Origin of the sequence: Colwellia sp. RE-S-Sl-9 (assembly GCF_048296855.1) — a bacterium.
Lineage (GTDB): Bacteria > Pseudomonadota > Gammaproteobacteria > Enterobacterales > Alteromonadaceae > Pseudocolwellia.
In genome coordinates this window covers 2,431,748-2,446,426 of the sequence record NZ_CP182631.1, presented here as the reverse complement: position 1 = coordinate 2,446,426, position 14,679 = coordinate 2,431,748, and the positions used below count along the sequence as shown (strand labels likewise).

The window sequence follows — 14,679 nt, the reverse complement described above, 5'->3', positions numbered from 1 at the left end:
GCGCACAACAGACTCTGATAGGTAAAGGCAAAAGACTAATTAACTACTTCTATTAGCTGCAACATGAGCAAGTTCAATTAATGCTTGTTTGTATTGTGAATCAGGAAGCAAGTGTAACGAAGTTATAGCTTTATCGGCTTCTTCTTCCGCTTTTTTCTGCGTGTATTCTATTGAGCCTGTTTCTTTCATGGCGGTAAGAATCGCTTCTAGGTTATCCATGCCATTACCGTGCTCTATAGCATCTTTAATTAACTGTTTTTGGACTTCAGAACCCTGTTGCATAGCATAAAGTAGTGGTAGTGTAGGCTTGCCTTCCGATAAATCGTCACCTACATTTTTTCCCATTTCTTTCGAGTCAGCGGTATAGTCCATAATATCGTCAACAAGTTGAAAAGCAGTACCTAAGTGCTTGCCGTAATTAAGCATTGCAAGCTCTATTTCTTCAGACTGTTCTGATACTACAGCAGCTAAACGAGTGGCAGCTTCAAACAATTTTGCAGTTTTACAATAAATAACTTCTAAGTAACTTTCTTCAGTTGTATCAGGATCGTTACAATTCATTAATTGTAACACTTCGCCTTCAGCAACAATATTTGTAGCGTCAGACAAAATATCCATAATTCTCATATTATTGAGTTTTGTCATCATTTGAAAAGAACGTGTATATAAAAAATCACCCACGAGTACGCTAGCACTATTCCCAAATAATGCATTGGCTGTTTCACGTCCTCTACGCATATTAGACTCATCTACCACGTCATCATGCAATAGGGTAGCTGTATGTATAAATTCAATAATGGCAGCAATAGAAATATGTTCATTTCTATCATAACCTAATGCTTTTGCAGCTAAAACGGTTAACATTGGGCGCATACGCTTACCGCCACCGTTCACAATATAAATACCTAATTGATTAATTAAAGCAACGTCTGATTGAAGCTGTGAGTAAATTAGGTCATTAACCAATGACATATCATCATGGGCAAGTTGTTGTATGTTTTTGAGATCCATAAAGCGTAGAAAGTAACCTGTTTTTCGTGATAAAATTTATGCGAGATTGTGGATGAGTTTACACGATCTTACGATAGAATGAAGCGCACAATGTTGACTCTTTTACACCTAATAGAAAATAATTAAAAATGATCGCTTTTATGCTTGCCCTTATAGGTTTCTTCGAGTAGAATTCGCGCCCTATATTTTAAAAATTAAGCGTCATACTAAATGATGGCGCAGTTCGGAGTAGCTATGTACGCGGTATTCCAAAGCGGTGGTAAGCAGCATCGTGTAACCGAAGGTCAAACCCTTCGTCTGGAAAAACTTGAACTTGAAGTTGGTTCTTCAGTTGAGTTTGAAAATGTTTTAATGATCGCCGATGGCGAAGCTATTAATGTAGGTGCACCTTACATTGCTGGTGGTAAAGTTGTGGCTGAGATCGTATCTCAAGGCCGCGCTGATAAAGTTAAAATTGTTAAATTTAAACGTCGTAAACATTCACGTAAGCAAGCGGGCCATCGTCAATGGTTCACTGAAGTGAAAATTACTGGTATTAACGGCTAATAGGAGCACTATAACATGGCACATAAAAAGGCTGCAGGTAGTACACGTAACGGTCGCGATTCAGAAGCTAAACGCCTAGGTGTTAAACGTTTCGGTGGTGAATCAATTTTGGCTGGTAACATCATTGTTCGTCAACGTGGAACTAAATTTCACCCAGGTACTAACATGGGTATCGGCAAAGACCATACATTATTTGCTTTAACTGACGGTAAAGTTCAGTTTGAAGTTAAAGGTCCTAAGAGCCGTAAATTTGTAAGTATTGTTGCTGAGTAGTTTTATTTAATAACAATCAAAATTGTTCTAAAACCCGCAGCTAGCGGGTTTTTTTTTGTATAAAATATTGTAAGCAATGAAAATAGCTTATAATACCAAACGTATTAATCAATTGATCATTTAGACGAGTATAAATGATCAATTGGTTATTGCGATTGGTATAATGCACATTGAATGATTACTCACTAAATAGTGAATTGATTATTGCAATGAGTATAATAGATATAACTAAGCATCACTTGGAGTGCCTAACTGAAATGAAATTCGTTGATGAAGTTGAAATTAGAGTTGAAGCTGGAGACGGCGGAAACGGCTGCGTTAGCTTTCGAAAAGAAAAATATATCGAATTTGGTGGCCCTAATGGCGGCGACGGCGGAGACGGCGGTGATGTTTATTTAGTAGCAGATGAAAATTTAAATACACTAATTGATTACCGCTTTGAACGTTTTCATAGAGCAAAACGTGGAGAAAATGGACGTAGCCGAGATTGTACAGGTAAAGGTTCTCCTGCTTTAGAGCTTAAGGTTCCCGTAGGAACTCGTACTATTGATATGGATACGGGCGAGCAAATTGGAGATTTAACCACTCATGGCCAAAAGTTATTAGTGGCTAAAGGTGGTTGGCATGGTTTAGGTAATACTCGATTTAAAAGTAGTACTAACAGAGCTCCTCGTCAAAAAACTGATGGAACACCAGGTGAAATTAGAAACCTACAACTTGAGTTGCTTTTATTAGCAGACGTTGGGTTATTAGGACTGCCTAATGCAGGTAAGTCAACTTTGATCCGTAGCGTATCTGCAGCGAAACCTAAAGTAGCTGATTACCCATTTACTACGTTAGTACCAAATTTAGGTGTAGTACGATTAGATACTCAGCGTAGTTTTGTTATTGCTGATATTCCTGGATTAATTGAAGGTGCTGCAGAAGGTGCTGGTTTAGGAACACAGTTCTTAAAGCATTTAGAGCGTTGTCGTATATTACTCCATGTTATTGATGTACTACCTGCTGACGGTTCAGATCCACTTGAGAATGCAAAAACTATTATTAGCGAGCTGGAACGTCATTCTCCAAAGTTAGCCAGTAAACCTAGATGGATAGTTTTTAATAAATTAGATTTATTATTAGAAGAAGAAGCTAAAGAAGTTACTGATAGAATTCTTGAAGGTTTAGCATGGGAAGGTGATGTTCAGAGTATCTCTGCTTTTAACAAAACAGGGACTGAAAAGCTTTGTTATAATGTAATGGATTTTATCGATGCATTACCAAAAGAAGTTGAAGAAGAAATTATTGATGGTAAGTCGGTAGAATTTAAGTGGGATACGTATCATGAAGATGCGATGTCTGATTTAGATGACGACTTAGACGATGAAGATTGGGATGAAGACGAATACGATGTTGAAGTGGAATATCGTAAATAGTTATTTTAATCTATCACTTAATAAAGGTGCATAAGTAGTAATACAGGCACCTTTTTTATTAACTTAAATTCAAGTTACTTATAATTTACTTAATACAGAATCCTAATATGACCATACTTTCTATGATAGTTGCTACTGCTAATAATCGTATTATTGGCAAAGACAATGATATGCCTTGGCATTTACCGGCTGATCTTGCTTACTTTAAAAAAACAACCTTAGGTAAACCGGTGATCATGGGACGTAAAACTTATGAATCGATAGGGCGGCCCTTACCGGGTCGACGTAATATTGTTATCTCTCGTGATATTAATTATAAAGCTGAAGGCGTTGATATTGTAACTACAGTTGATGCTGCGTTAGGCTTAGTAGAGGGAATTGAAGAGGTTATGGTGATAGGTGGTGGTGCAATATACCAACACTGTTTACCTGCGGCACATCGTTTGTATATTACTCATATAGAGGCGGATATTGAGGGAGATACTCAATTTCCATTTTATGATGAAAATGTTTGGAAAAAAGTTGTTAGTAATAAATTTTTAGCCGATGAAAAAAATCAATATAATTTAGATTTTTGTGTGTATGAAAAAAGCTAATACTAACCCTGCTTTATTAGACAATAAAAAACCGCTGATTTAGCGGTTTTTTATTGTCTAATTATTGTTGAGCGTTTCTTACAACTTAAACTCTTGTACTGATTGCTGTAATTCTTCTGCAAGTTTAGCCACTTCATTGCTTGATTCAGCTGTTTGTTTAGAGCCTTCGGTTGTTTGTTCTGCAATCGCAACGATAGATTCTAAATTACTGCTTATTTCATGTGCTACCGTGCTTTGTTCTCCGGCAGCTGTCGCAATTTGAGATGAGCGATCATAAGCTTCGTGTACGGCATGTGTAATAATTTCTAAAGCTTTATCAGCTTCTTCACTTTGTTTTACACAATTAGACGCTTGCATTTTACCCGTATCCATAACTGATACTGCTTTTTCAGCCCCTGTTTGAAGGGCAGTGATCATGGTTTGAATTTCTTGAGTTGATTCTTGTGTTCTACTTGCAAGTGTACGAACTTCATCAGCAACAACAGCAAAGCCTCGACCATGTTCGCCTGCTCGTGCGGCTTCAATAGCAGCATTTAATGCTAATAGGTTAGTTTGGTCTGCTATGCCTCTAATCACGTCAAGAATACCACCAATTGAAGCGCTATCTTGTTGTAACTGATTAATTACTTGAGAAGCATCTTCTACTTCACTTGCTAATGTTTCAATCGTGTGGCGATTTCGTTCTGAAATAACTTTTACGCGTTCAGCTTCATCGTCTGCTTGTTTAATTTCATTTAAAGCATCATTAGCGCTTGTTAATACACTTTGTGAAGTACTACTCATTTCTGTTGTTGCTGAGGCTGCTTGTTCAACTTGTGCTCTTTGTTCTTCAATCGCTGCACTACCCTGTGCTGTAACAGCTGAAGTTTGTTCTGCTGCTGTAGCCAATTGAGTTGAACGACTTACGATACCTTGGATTAGGGTACGTAAACTATCTATTAATAAATTACAGTTTTTAGCAAGCTGAGCAAATTCATCGTGGCCTGATTCATCAAGCTTTTTAGATAAATCGCCTGAAGCAACAACATTAAGCATTTCGTTAACTTTACTGAGTGGGCGAGTAATACTAATGAGTGTTGCCCAAGCAATACCCAAGGCAGATATAATAGATATAATCATGATAATGATAGTTTGTGTATTACCGTCCGAAACTGCTTGCTCTACAGATTGACCTGCTTTGTATGTAGTTTCATCAGCAAGTTTAACTTGATTCGTTAAAATCTCATTAACGGTATCAATTTCATATTCAGCAGAAGCTAAGCTTTTTGTTGCATTTTCTAAAGCTTGTATTTGTAATTTTTTATTATTAAAAATACTGTTATTGCCAGAAATAAGCGCGTAAATATCAACAAGAGAAGTAGACAGGTCGTTCGATATCTCGGTTAAGCCTAGTTGGTTAAGCTCGTTTTGAATTTCAATAATAGAGGTGTTAATTTCAGAAAGGTTACTTGATATTTCTTTTTCAATTATATTGACAGTTGTTGCATTAATTGTGTCTCTATACTCAAAAGAAGAACTAACAATACCATTAAAACGTGTTTCAATCGTTTCGCCTAAAGTAACAGCACGCTGTAACTTAGTATCTGCAAGATCGTGGTCTGCTAAATCAAGTAACATGGTAACAGAGTCGTCTGCTTTTTCTTCTAAAGAGTCTACTCTTTCTGTTAAAAGTGCTTTTTGCTCAATGGATATTTTTCTATTGGTATATACGCTAGTCACATCTTTTAGTAGAGCTTCGTATAATTCATCAACTTTTTCTAAGTTATCTAAAAGTGTTTGTTTGGATTTTACAACGGTTTTGAGATCATTTAGCTCGTTAGTAAATTCGGCTTCTGTAGTATTAAGTCTAGCCAATTCATTAGATAATGGCGTTAACTCGGTTAAGTAATAGCCTTTTAATGTTAAATTACCAATTTTTGATAATTTATTAGCTAACCTATTACTACCTTTTAATGTAGGAATCGCAACTTCATTTTGTTCTGTTGTTGAAGAGTGGATGGTATCTAAATTATTTAAAGAGATAAGACTTGTTGCTATTAAGAAAATAGAAATAATGGTAAAACCACCAATTATTTTTATCGCGACGGTTAAATTCATATATATCACCTGATAAAGTTACATCTAAATATTATTGTTATTATCGACTCGGATTGAGAAAAAATTAGTACTTAGACTAATATTTATCTTATAGTCAATTACTCTACCGTATTCACGAGTGAATTCAACTAATATGTATAATAGTAAAGGGAATTTAAAGAAATTTATTTTTTTTGGGTACATATGTTTGTGTAAATATGGTTTTGTCGTGCCAACGAAGTAAGGTTAAATGACTTCCCCAAACACAGCCTGTATCAAGCGCATACACATTACAATTTGAACATTCACCCATTAGCGCCGCCCAGTGACCAAAAATCCATTGTACATCTTTTAATTGATCCGACAGAGTAAACCAAGGTTTTAAATGCTTTGGAGCACTATTGGGTGTGTTTTTACAGTCAAAATCTAATGAACCATCTTCATGACAAAAGCGCATACGAGTTAATGCGTTTATAGTGTAACGAAATTTTTCTACGTCTGTTTTGGCTTTTTTCCAATTATTAGGATGTTCACCATACATTTTACTCAGCCATTCAATTCTTTTTTTAGACTTTATAAGCTTATGTGCTTTTTGCGCTTGTTTTAAAGCCACTTTAACTGACCACTGTGGAGAAAGTCCTGCATGCGACATATAGACTTCTTCGTTAGGCAATTTTTGTATCAGAGGTTGACTGGCTAGCCAATTCATTATGTTGTCAACATCAGGAGCATTGAGTACATCGGTTAAATGGTCGCGTTCTTTTACTTTTTTAAGTTTGTGATAGGTGGCCAGTAAATGTAAATCGTGATTGCCTAATACGACTTTAGCTGATGAACCCAGCGATATAAGAAATCTGAGGGTTTCAAGGGATTGTGTACCACGTGCAACCATGTCACCGGCTACCCAAAGTTCATCTTTGTTTTTATTAAATTCTACTTGTTTAAGTAAAAGAGATAACTCAGAGAAACATCCTTGAATATCTCCAACAAAATAAATAGCCATATTAGTGAATGATATTTGGTAGAGCTAATTGAAATACAGGAATATCGATAATGCTTGTATTTTGTTGATCATCAATAACTTGATAATAGCCTTGCATAGTCCCTAATGGGGTTTTAAGTAAACAACCACTTGTATAGGTGTAACTTGTGCCAGGGATAATATGAGGTTTTTCGCCGACGATACCTTCTCCTTCAACAGTCGTTGTTTCGCCGTTTGCATCAGTAATTAACCAATAGCGAGTTAACACTTGAAAAGCTTTATCTGTATTGTTGGTAATTGTAATTGTGTAACTAAATATAAAGCGTAAGTTTTCTGGATCTGATTGGTCGGGTATAAATTGTGTTTGTACCGTTATTGTCTCAAGCGCATTTTTCATGTTAGTCATAGATTATTTTATTTCAACTGGATTATCATAAAGGTAGTTAGCTAATTTAATAAAATCATCAACAGCTAAATTTTCAGGCCTTAAAGTAGGATCAATGTTCAGTTCTTGCAAAATCTCTACAGGTATTAATTTTTTAAAACTATTTCTGACTGTTTTTCTACGTTGGTTAAACGCTGTTAAACAAACCGTATTTAATAGTTTAATGTCTTTAACTGGATTTTTAATGACTTTATGAGGTACTAGTCTAACAATAGCTGAATCAACTTTAGGTGCCGGCGTAAAGTGTTCAGGGCCAATTTCCATTACAGGTATTACTTGGCATTGGTACTGTGTCATTATTGATAGTCGACCAAAAGACTTACTGTTTTCACCCGACGCCATGCGCTCTACTACTTCTTTTTGAAGCATAAAGTGCATGTCTTGAACGTTATCTTTAAACGTTAATAAATGAAAAATAAGGGGAGTAGAAATATTATAGGGTAAGTTACCAAATATTCTTAAAGGCTGGCCTTCTTTTATTAAACTTGAAAAATCAAATTTAAGGGCATCTTCTTCATAAATAGTTAGTTTAGGAGCTAAAAAGGGATGATGTCTTAAACGGTGAGCAAGATCTCTATCTAATTCAACAACAGATAAGTTTCCAGCACGCTCTACAACGGGCTCTGTTAATGCGCCTAATCCTGGGCCAATTTCTACCAAATTTTCATTAGGCTCTGGATTAATAGCGTCAACAATTTTTTCAATAACCACTTCATTATTAAGAAAATTTTGACCAAATCTTTTTTTTGCTTGATGGCCTAAATGTGTACTTGAATTCATTATTGATTATTCGCTAATTCGATGGCTGTTTTTAATGCTTCTATCATACTTCCAGCATCGGCTAAATTTTTACCGGCTAAATCTGTTGCGGTACCGTGATCAACAGATGTGCGAATAAAAGGTAAGCCTAATGTTATATTTACCGATGAGCCAAAGCCTTTATATTTTAGTACCGGAAGGCCTTGATCATGATACATACTTAATATGGCGTCGGCTTCTTTTAAGTACTTTTCTTGGAAGATGGTGTCAGCAGGCAATGGGCCTATTACATTGATACCTTCAGCTCTTAAAATATCTAATGTTGGGGTCATTACTTCAATTTCTTCTTTGCCTAAATGACCGCCTTCTCCTGCATGAGGATTTATACCACAAACATAAATAACAGGTTTTTCTATACCAAATTTGTTAACTAAATCGTGATGTAAAATAGTGGTAACGCGATGAAGCCTTTCACTGGTAATTGCTTTTGATACATAAGCTAAAGGTATATGAGTTGTTACTAATGCTACACGTAAACCTTCAGTTGCTAGCATCATCACTACATCAGAACAGTTTGCTTGATGTGCAAAATATTCAGTATGGCCACTAAACGCGATGCCTGATTGGTTAATTAAGCCTTTATGTACAGGACCTGTAACAACGGCGTCAAATTCACCTTTCATGTTTTTTTCGCAGGCAACTCTTAATGTCTCAACAACATAAGCGCCATTTGCTTGGTTAAGTTCACCAGCAATACAGTTTTCTGCTAATTCAACAGGTAAAATCGATAAAGTACCAGGCTGTGATGGTTGCGCCGGTTTTTCCTGATCATAAGTTATTAGCTTTAGAGGCAAGTTAAGTAAAGCTGCTCTTTCTTGTAAAAGCTGTGGTGAAGCAACGGCTACTAATTCAACTGGCCATGCCTTTTGAGCGATAGCTATTGCTAAATCAGGACCTATTCCTGCTGGTTCACCTGGAGTAATCGCTATGCGATGTACCATTATTGATTTCCTCTATCCAGAATTTCTATATAAGCTTCGTCGCGTGTTTCTTTCATCCAACGAGCGCTTTCCATACCAAATTTTCTGTTGTAAATAATATTATGAGCTTTGCGCGTGTTTGTTTCATCGGTAGCGTCTTGTGTTCTACGGCCCGTTAACTGAGCAATATGCCAACCAAAAGATGAACGGAAAGGCTTGCTGTATTCATCGATTTTAAGAGCGGCTAAAGCGTCACTAAAAGCAGGGTCGTAATTTTTAGGATCTGACCAGCCTAAATCACCGCCACGTACTGAAGTTGGACCTTCAGAGTATTCTTTAGCTAATTCTGCAAAGTCAGCTTCTCCTGCGGCAATCTTATCTAAAAGCCCTTGTAATGTGGCTTCTGCTTTAGCTTCACTCATGATCACTGAAGGTTTGATCAGAATATGTCTGGCTTTTACTTCTTCAACTTCAACAATTTCTTTACCGCGAATGTCTAATATTTTTACAATACTGAAGCCTAAACCTGTACGAATAGGTCCTAAAACCGTACCTTTTTCTTTGCCATCTACAAGCTCTGAAAATAATGTAGGCATTTCGTTTATCCCTTTCCAGCCAAGGTCACCGCCGTCTAGGGCTGTTGAGTCACCTGACGATGCAATCGCTATTTTAGTAAAGTCGCTACCACTATTAAGTAGTTCAATAACTTTTTCAGCTCGTTTTTTCTCTGACGTAATTTGTGCTTGGTCAGGTTCGCCCTGAAAAGCAATTAATATGTGCCCTAAGTGATATTCAATATTATTATTGGTTTGCTCTTTCATTAAACCCATTAAGTTATTGATTTCTTGGGGGGATACGTAAATTCTACGTCCAACGCCTGCGCGTTTTACTTCACCTGTAATAATTTCATTTCTGATATTTTCACGATAAACTTCATAATCTAAACCACTGTCGATGATCGTTTTACGAAATTGTTCTAACGTTAATTTATTTTCTTTTGCCATATTCGTTAACGTTTGATCAAGTTCAGCATCACTAATTTGTAGCCCCATACGTTCACCTATTTGCAAAATTAATTCGGTATTAATTAATTTATCAATAACTTGCGTACGTAAAGCTTTGTCTGAGGGAAGGCTTTGATTGTTTCTAGCTGATTGAGATTTAATATTTTCTATTAAGCTTTTTACATCAGACTCTAAAACAACGCCTTTATTGACTATAGCGGCTACTCGATCAAGTTCTACTTCCTTGGCATTAGCATGAAATGTACTACTTAATAAACAGGTTGTAATAAAGGTTAATGCTGATAATGTATTTTTCATATTCAGTTGAATTCTTTTAATTATTGAGAAAGTAAGGGCGTTTATAGCCAAATATACTTGAGTTAAACATGTCCGATATACTATCTGATGCTTGTTTATCGCCCACGCCATTATATACAAATTTAAACTTAAATCCGCTATCAAATGCATCACGGCTATCATTGTTGCTTACTAGGTTGTTCTGTTCTTCATCAATTGTTGTGTTGATGTTTCGATGAAAAGAGAATTGAATACCCCAGCAACAGCTTGTGTATTGCATACCTAAATAGCTTTCTAAACTGCGTTTGTTTTGAATGTCTTGAGTTACACGGCCTACTAATTGCCAGTTGGAACCTAAATTCACATTACTTAACAGCGACAATGTCTCAAGTCTATTACCTGAGACATTACGAGTATAGCGATGGTTCAATTGAATTGTTTGATTTTTACTAAATTGATAATCTATTTTACTTTGGCTCTTATTCGTTGTGCTGTTTTCTGTATTGTATTGAATATCACTGGTAAATTGCCAGACATCATTAATTCTTAAATAGACTTCTGTTGCTAAGGCTGATTCAGCAACAGCAATATTTTGAGATGAGCTAAGATCTTCATTATCACTTTTGCTATTTAAGTACATAATGCGGCCAAGACTCACTCTTAAGCGCTCTTGATTTTCGGGATCTAATATACGTGTTGTAACCCCCACAGAATATTGATTTGCTTGTGCAATTCTATCTAACCCACTAAACCTTTTATCTCTAAATAATCCGTTGAAATCATCTTGTAGTGTAGTTGTGTCGTATAAACCAATACTTGTTTGATCTTTATTGGGTATATACAAATATTGTAATTGTGGTGTTAGTGTTTGCGTGTAAGTTTTATCTTTAAAAGTAATTAATTTATCAAAGTTCATCCCGCCGTGTATTCTCACTTTAGGTAAAGTGCGATTGACTTTTTCTTTGAGTAAGCTGCCTACAGGGATATTATCTTGTCTGTAAGTGGTTTGTAATAATTTAAGTTCTGAATTGATAAACCAAGCAGGGCGAGATATAGGTAAAGTAAACCCTGCTTCAAAATGATAACGCTCAGCTGTTGGTAAATTTATTTCGTCAGTGGTGAATCGAGTCATTTCAGAATACATGTTAAACATTGCATTACCGAAAGGAAGGCGATGAGTTTTACTCAGCTCAATATGAGGTTCTGTTTGATAACTAGGTGTGTAATTACCTAAAATTTCAAAATCTTGTAGTTGAACTTTTGCACTCCAAGTATCGCCAAAATAAGAGAGTTCACCTATTTGATACAGGTAAGCATCGTTTGAGTTATATTGATCGCTATTTAAATCCACTAAATAGTTATCATCACTAATGGTTGTGTAGTCAACATAAGCGCGAAAACGGTCTGAAAAAGTACCCACATGCTGAATACGTGCTAAATAACGAGCATCGTCATTTTGAGTTAAATTATGATCTCTATTTAAATATTCAATATCAAGCTTGCCTGATTGCTGGCCGAATAAGTACCTGAATTCTGTATTTAACTGTGTACCGCGCTCAGACATAAAGCGAGGTGTTAATGTTGCATCCATATTTTCAGCTATATTGATGTAATAAGGGATCTCCATTTCAAAGCCAGACTTACTTGAAGATTTCATGCTTGGAAATAAAACACCTGAATGGCGTTCAGTGCCAATAGGCATAGTAAAGTAAGGGATATAAAATACAGGCACATCAAATACTTTAAATCGAGCATGGTATGCTTCTAATTGTTGTTCGGCGGCATTAATTCTTAATTCACTTGCTTGAATATTCCAATCAGGCGTTTCTCCAAAGCAGGTAGTAAAAGACGAGTCGATTAAGGAAAGTACGCCTAGCTGATTAACCGAAATAGATTTTGCTGAACCATGGCCCGCATTTGATATTAATTGATACGAGGTATCACTTAAGGTTGTACTACCTAAAGCTTTACTTGCATTAAGCTGAGACGCAAATACGTCAATACCATCATTTTGAAAGTGAATATTACCTTGTGCATTAACTAATAAATCTTGTCTATTTAATTCTAATTCATCAGCAATAATAGTTTCCGAAGGGGTAAATAAAGTAACACCACCGGTAAATTTAGCATATTGATTTTGTTCAATTTTGGCATGTTGAGATGTAATGGTTATTGATTTTACATCACTAGGTATTTCTTCTGTCGCTAATTTAGCGTAACTAGGAATAGGACATTGTTGATATGCAGTAAAGTTATCGTTTGCAGCTGCGTATTTTGCGCTGAATAAACTTAAAAAAAGCAATGTAATGGTTTTGGGAAAAGGCATTTATATTCCGGAAATTAGCTTTAATTATAATTTGCTTTTAATTTTATAAGGAGAAATTAAATTTTCGCGCATTTTAACGTTAAATATTGCAATAATATAGGGCTTTTATGTATTTCCCTAATTTAAATCATAGTAAAATAAAATATTCTTTGTCAGTTAATTAAAGCGAGTAGCAATATTGAACCCATCAAGATTAGTACAACTGAATATATGGCTATGTAACAATTTTGATATTAATTCAATAAAATTACATTCACTAACCGGCGATGCGGGTTTTAGAAAATATTATCGGTTTAATATTAACAATAAGTCTTATATTGCTGTTGATGCCATTCCTGCAATGTCGAATAATCTTGCGTTTGTTGAAATTCAAAAAGTATTACAACAAGTTATTAACGTTCCCGAGATTATATTTTCAGATTTAGAATTAGGTTTTTTGTGTTTAAGTGACTTTGGTGATGAGCTTTTTAGTGACTTATTAACGCTTGAGAATATGGAATATTCGTATCAAACCGCTATAAAGCTTTTACCAAAAATAGCGAATGCACAATTACCTCAAAATTACTCATTACCTCAATACGATGCCAACTTTGTTAATGTAGAGTGCCATATTTTTACAGAATGGTTATTAGGTGTACATTTAAACATTACACTTAATGAGGAAGAAAAAGCGCAGCTGCGATCTTGTTTTAAAGTCTTAGTAGATAACGCCCTTGAACAGCCTCAAGTGATAATGCATAGAGATTACCATAGTCGTAACTTGATGCTAATAAACTCTGAACAAGAGGCTGCAGATACCACCGAAAGTGAGATAGCGTTAGGTGTTATTGATTTTCAAGATGCTGTTTTTGGCCCTATTACTTACGATATCGTGTCGCTACTTAGAGATTGTTATGTAAGGTGGCCTGATGCAAAAGTAAAAGACCTCTTTTATTACTTCTGCCAATTAATAGATGTCGATAATAAATATCCTGATGTTACACAAGAGCAATGGCTTCGTTGGTTTGACTTAATGGGAATGCAACGCCATGTAAAAGCCAGTGGTATTTTTGCTCGTTTATATCATCGAGATCACAAAAACGGTTACTTAAAAGATATTCCGTTAACTTTATCTTATATTGTTGATATTAGTGCTAAGTATCCAGAGTTGAGTTTTATACATGATTTGGTATTACATAAAGTAATACCGCGGTTAGAAAATAAAGTAAAAAGTAAGGATAATCATTCATGAAAGCGATGATATTAGCCGCAGGACGTGGTGAGCGAATGCGTCCGTTAACAGATGATTGCCCTAAACCCTTATTGAAAGTAGCAGGCATGCCCTTAATTGAGCATCATATTGTTAAGCTTGCGCAAGCGGGTATTACCGATATTGTTATTAACCATGCTTGGTTAGGTGATAAAATTGAAGAGTACTTACAAGACGGTAGCAAATGGGGAGTTTCAATACATTATAGTCGAGAAACACAAGGGGCTTTAGAAACTGCAGGCGGTATTATTAAAGCCTTACCATTATTAGTAGAAAAAGATGAACCTAATGCTCCTTTTTTAGTCGTAAATGGAGATGTGTATACCGACTTTGATTTTACACATATTCCTTTATTACCATCAGACTGCTTAGCTAATATTTGGCTGGTCGCTAATCCAGAGCATAATATAAAAGGTGATTTTTTATTTGCGGAAGAGGCTTCTGAGCTAAACAAAAGTAATAAAGTACATAATCTTACAAGTGAAGCTAATCAGCACCAACAGCAGCAGTCTTTCACTTTTAGTGGTATTGCTTTATATCGACCTGAATTTTTTACCGCTTATACCAATGAAAATGTATTGCCATTAGGGCCATTATTGAGAGAAACCGCGGAAAACTTAGAGCTTTCTGGTACTATATTGAAAGGTCAATGGACTGATGTAGGCACACCAGAACGATTAAATGAACTTAACAATACGATATCTTGTTAAACATAAA

Annotated in this window: 14 protein-coding genes; 6 read left to right on the top strand and 8 right to left on the bottom strand. The window is 35.7% G+C overall.

Features of this window, described 5'->3' with window-relative positions; genetic code table 11:
* Positions 1-39: 39 nt before the first annotated feature.
* Positions 40-1,011 (bottom strand): octaprenyl diphosphate synthase, encoded by a 972-nt coding sequence (ispB, locus tag ACM9HF_RS10480; protein WP_473607449.1) that lies wholly within the window; start codon positions 1,009-1,011, stop codon positions 40-42.
* Positions 1,012-1,245: 234 nt separating this feature from the next.
* Between ispB and rplU the strand changes: the two genes are divergently transcribed.
* The 4 genes from rplU (at position 1,246) to folA (ending at position 3,844) form a co-directional block, all read left to right on the top strand.
* Positions 1,246-1,557, top strand: coding sequence for a 50S ribosomal protein L21 (gene rplU, locus ACM9HF_RS10475; RefSeq protein ID WP_076417121.1), 312 nt, complete (start codon positions 1,246-1,248; stop codon positions 1,555-1,557).
* Positions 1,558-1,572: 15 nt separating this feature from the next.
* Positions 1,573-1,830: a 50S ribosomal protein L27 gene (gene rpmA, locus ACM9HF_RS10470; protein ID WP_076417120.1), complete on the top strand. Its 258-nt coding sequence runs from the start codon at positions 1,573-1,575 to the stop codon at positions 1,828-1,830.
* Positions 1,831-2,087: 257 nt separating this feature from the next.
* Positions 2,088-3,248 (top strand): Obg family GTPase CgtA, encoded by a 1,161-nt coding sequence (gene cgtA, locus ACM9HF_RS10465; RefSeq protein ID WP_473607443.1) that lies wholly within the window; start codon positions 2,088-2,090, stop codon positions 3,246-3,248.
* A gap of 107 nt (positions 3,249-3,355) precedes the next feature.
* Positions 3,356-3,844, top strand: a complete 489-nt coding sequence (gene folA / locus ACM9HF_RS10460; RefSeq protein WP_473607441.1) for a type 3 dihydrofolate reductase — start codon at positions 3,356-3,358, stop codon at positions 3,842-3,844.
* A 78-nt stretch (positions 3,845-3,922) separates the two neighbouring features.
* Here the strand turns inward: folA and ACM9HF_RS10455 are convergent, their stop codons facing one another.
* The 7 genes from ACM9HF_RS10455 to lptD all read right to left on the bottom strand — a co-directional run bounded on the left by ACM9HF_RS10455 (position 3,923) and on the right by lptD (position 12,713).
* Positions 3,923-5,941 carry a methyl-accepting chemotaxis protein gene (locus ACM9HF_RS10455; RefSeq protein ID WP_473607437.1) on the bottom strand — a complete coding sequence of 673 codons (2,019 nt, stop codon included), beginning with the start codon at positions 5,939-5,941 and terminating at the stop codon, positions 3,923-3,925.
* Positions 5,942-6,095: 154 nt separating this feature from the next.
* Positions 6,096-6,923 (bottom strand): symmetrical bis(5'-nucleosyl)-tetraphosphatase, encoded by an 828-nt coding sequence (locus tag ACM9HF_RS10450; RefSeq protein ID WP_473607434.1) that lies wholly within the window; start codon positions 6,921-6,923, stop codon positions 6,096-6,098.
* Position 6,924: 1 nt separating this feature from the next.
* Positions 6,925-7,308 carry a Co2+/Mg2+ efflux facilitator ApaG/CorD gene (gene apaG / locus ACM9HF_RS10445; RefSeq protein ID WP_473607430.1) on the bottom strand — a complete coding sequence of 128 codons (384 nt, stop codon included), beginning with the start codon at positions 7,306-7,308 and terminating at the stop codon, positions 6,925-6,927.
* 3 nt (positions 7,309-7,311) lie between these two features.
* The gene (rsmA, locus tag ACM9HF_RS10440) at positions 7,312-8,127 is read right to left on the bottom strand and encodes a 16S rRNA (adenine(1518)-N(6)/adenine(1519)-N(6))-dimethyltransferase RsmA (RefSeq protein WP_473607426.1); all 816 of its coding nucleotides are present in this window, start codon (positions 8,125-8,127) and stop codon (positions 7,312-7,314) included.
* Complete coding sequence (gene pdxA / locus ACM9HF_RS10435; protein ID WP_473607422.1) at positions 8,127-9,107, bottom strand: 4-hydroxythreonine-4-phosphate dehydrogenase PdxA; 981 nt, start codon at positions 9,105-9,107, stop codon at positions 8,127-8,129. Before pdxA ends, rsmA begins: the two co-directional genes overlap by 1 nt.
* Complete coding sequence (gene surA / locus ACM9HF_RS10430) at positions 9,107-10,408, bottom strand: peptidylprolyl isomerase SurA (RefSeq protein ID WP_473607418.1); 1,302 nt, start codon at positions 10,406-10,408, stop codon at positions 9,107-9,109. Before surA ends, pdxA begins: the two co-directional genes overlap by 1 nt.
* Before the next feature lie 16 nt (positions 10,409-10,424).
* Positions 10,425-12,713 carry an LPS assembly protein LptD gene (gene lptD / locus ACM9HF_RS10425; RefSeq protein ID WP_473607414.1) on the bottom strand — a complete coding sequence of 763 codons (2,289 nt, stop codon included), beginning with the start codon at positions 12,711-12,713 and terminating at the stop codon, positions 10,425-10,427.
* Positions 12,714-12,891: 178 nt separating this feature from the next.
* Here lptD and ACM9HF_RS10420 point away from each other — a divergent pair, with 178 nt between their 5' ends.
* Together ACM9HF_RS10420 and murU are read left to right on the top strand one after the other, a co-directional pair.
* Entirely contained in the window at positions 12,892-13,944 is a 1,053-nt protein-coding gene (locus ACM9HF_RS10420) for an aminoglycoside phosphotransferase family protein (protein ID WP_473607409.1), read from the top strand.
* Positions 13,941-14,672: an N-acetylmuramate alpha-1-phosphate uridylyltransferase MurU gene (murU, locus tag ACM9HF_RS10415; protein ID WP_473607405.1), complete on the top strand. Its 732-nt coding sequence runs from the start codon at positions 13,941-13,943 to the stop codon at positions 14,670-14,672. The genes ACM9HF_RS10420 and murU overlap by 4 nt, the downstream gene beginning before the upstream one ends.
* Positions 14,673-14,679: the final 7 nt, after the last annotated feature.

What these genes read in the sequence shown, in the direction of transcription:
- ispB (WP_473607449.1), bottom strand. Translation starts at nt 1,011, where the DNA reads ATGGATCTCAAAAACATACAACAACTTGCCCATGATGATATGTCATTG.
- rplU (WP_076417121.1), top strand. Translation starts at nt 1,246, where the DNA reads ATGTACGCGGTATTCCAAAGCGGTGGTAAGCAGCATCGTGTAACCGAA.
- rpmA (WP_076417120.1), top strand. Translation starts at nt 1,573, where the DNA reads ATGGCACATAAAAAGGCTGCAGGTAGTACACGTAACGGTCGCGATTCA.
- cgtA (WP_473607443.1), top strand. Translation starts at nt 2,088, where the DNA reads ATGAAATTCGTTGATGAAGTTGAAATTAGAGTTGAAGCTGGAGACGGC.
- folA (WP_473607441.1), top strand. Translation starts at nt 3,356, where the DNA reads ATGACCATACTTTCTATGATAGTTGCTACTGCTAATAATCGTATTATT.
- ACM9HF_RS10455 (WP_473607437.1), bottom strand. Translation starts at nt 5,941, where the DNA reads ATGAATTTAACCGTCGCGATAAAAATAATTGGTGGTTTTACCATTATT.
- ACM9HF_RS10450 (WP_473607434.1), bottom strand. Translation starts at nt 6,923, where the DNA reads ATGGCTATTTATTTTGTTGGAGATATTCAAGGATGTTTCTCTGAGTTA.
- apaG (WP_473607430.1), bottom strand. Translation starts at nt 7,308, where the DNA reads ATGACTAACATGAAAAATGCGCTTGAGACAATAACGGTACAAACACAA.
- rsmA (WP_473607426.1), bottom strand. Translation starts at nt 8,127, where the DNA reads ATGAATTCAAGTACACATTTAGGCCATCAAGCAAAAAAAAGATTTGGT.
- pdxA (WP_473607422.1), bottom strand. Translation starts at nt 9,107, where the DNA reads ATGGTACATCGCATAGCGATTACTCCAGGTGAACCAGCAGGAATAGGT.
- surA (WP_473607418.1), bottom strand. Translation starts at nt 10,408, where the DNA reads ATGAAAAATACATTATCAGCATTAACCTTTATTACAACCTGTTTATTA.
- lptD (WP_473607414.1), bottom strand. Translation starts at nt 12,713, where the DNA reads ATGCCTTTTCCCAAAACCATTACATTGCTTTTTTTAAGTTTATTCAGC.
- murU (WP_473607405.1), top strand. Translation starts at nt 13,941, where the DNA reads ATGAAAGCGATGATATTAGCCGCAGGACGTGGTGAGCGAATGCGTCCG.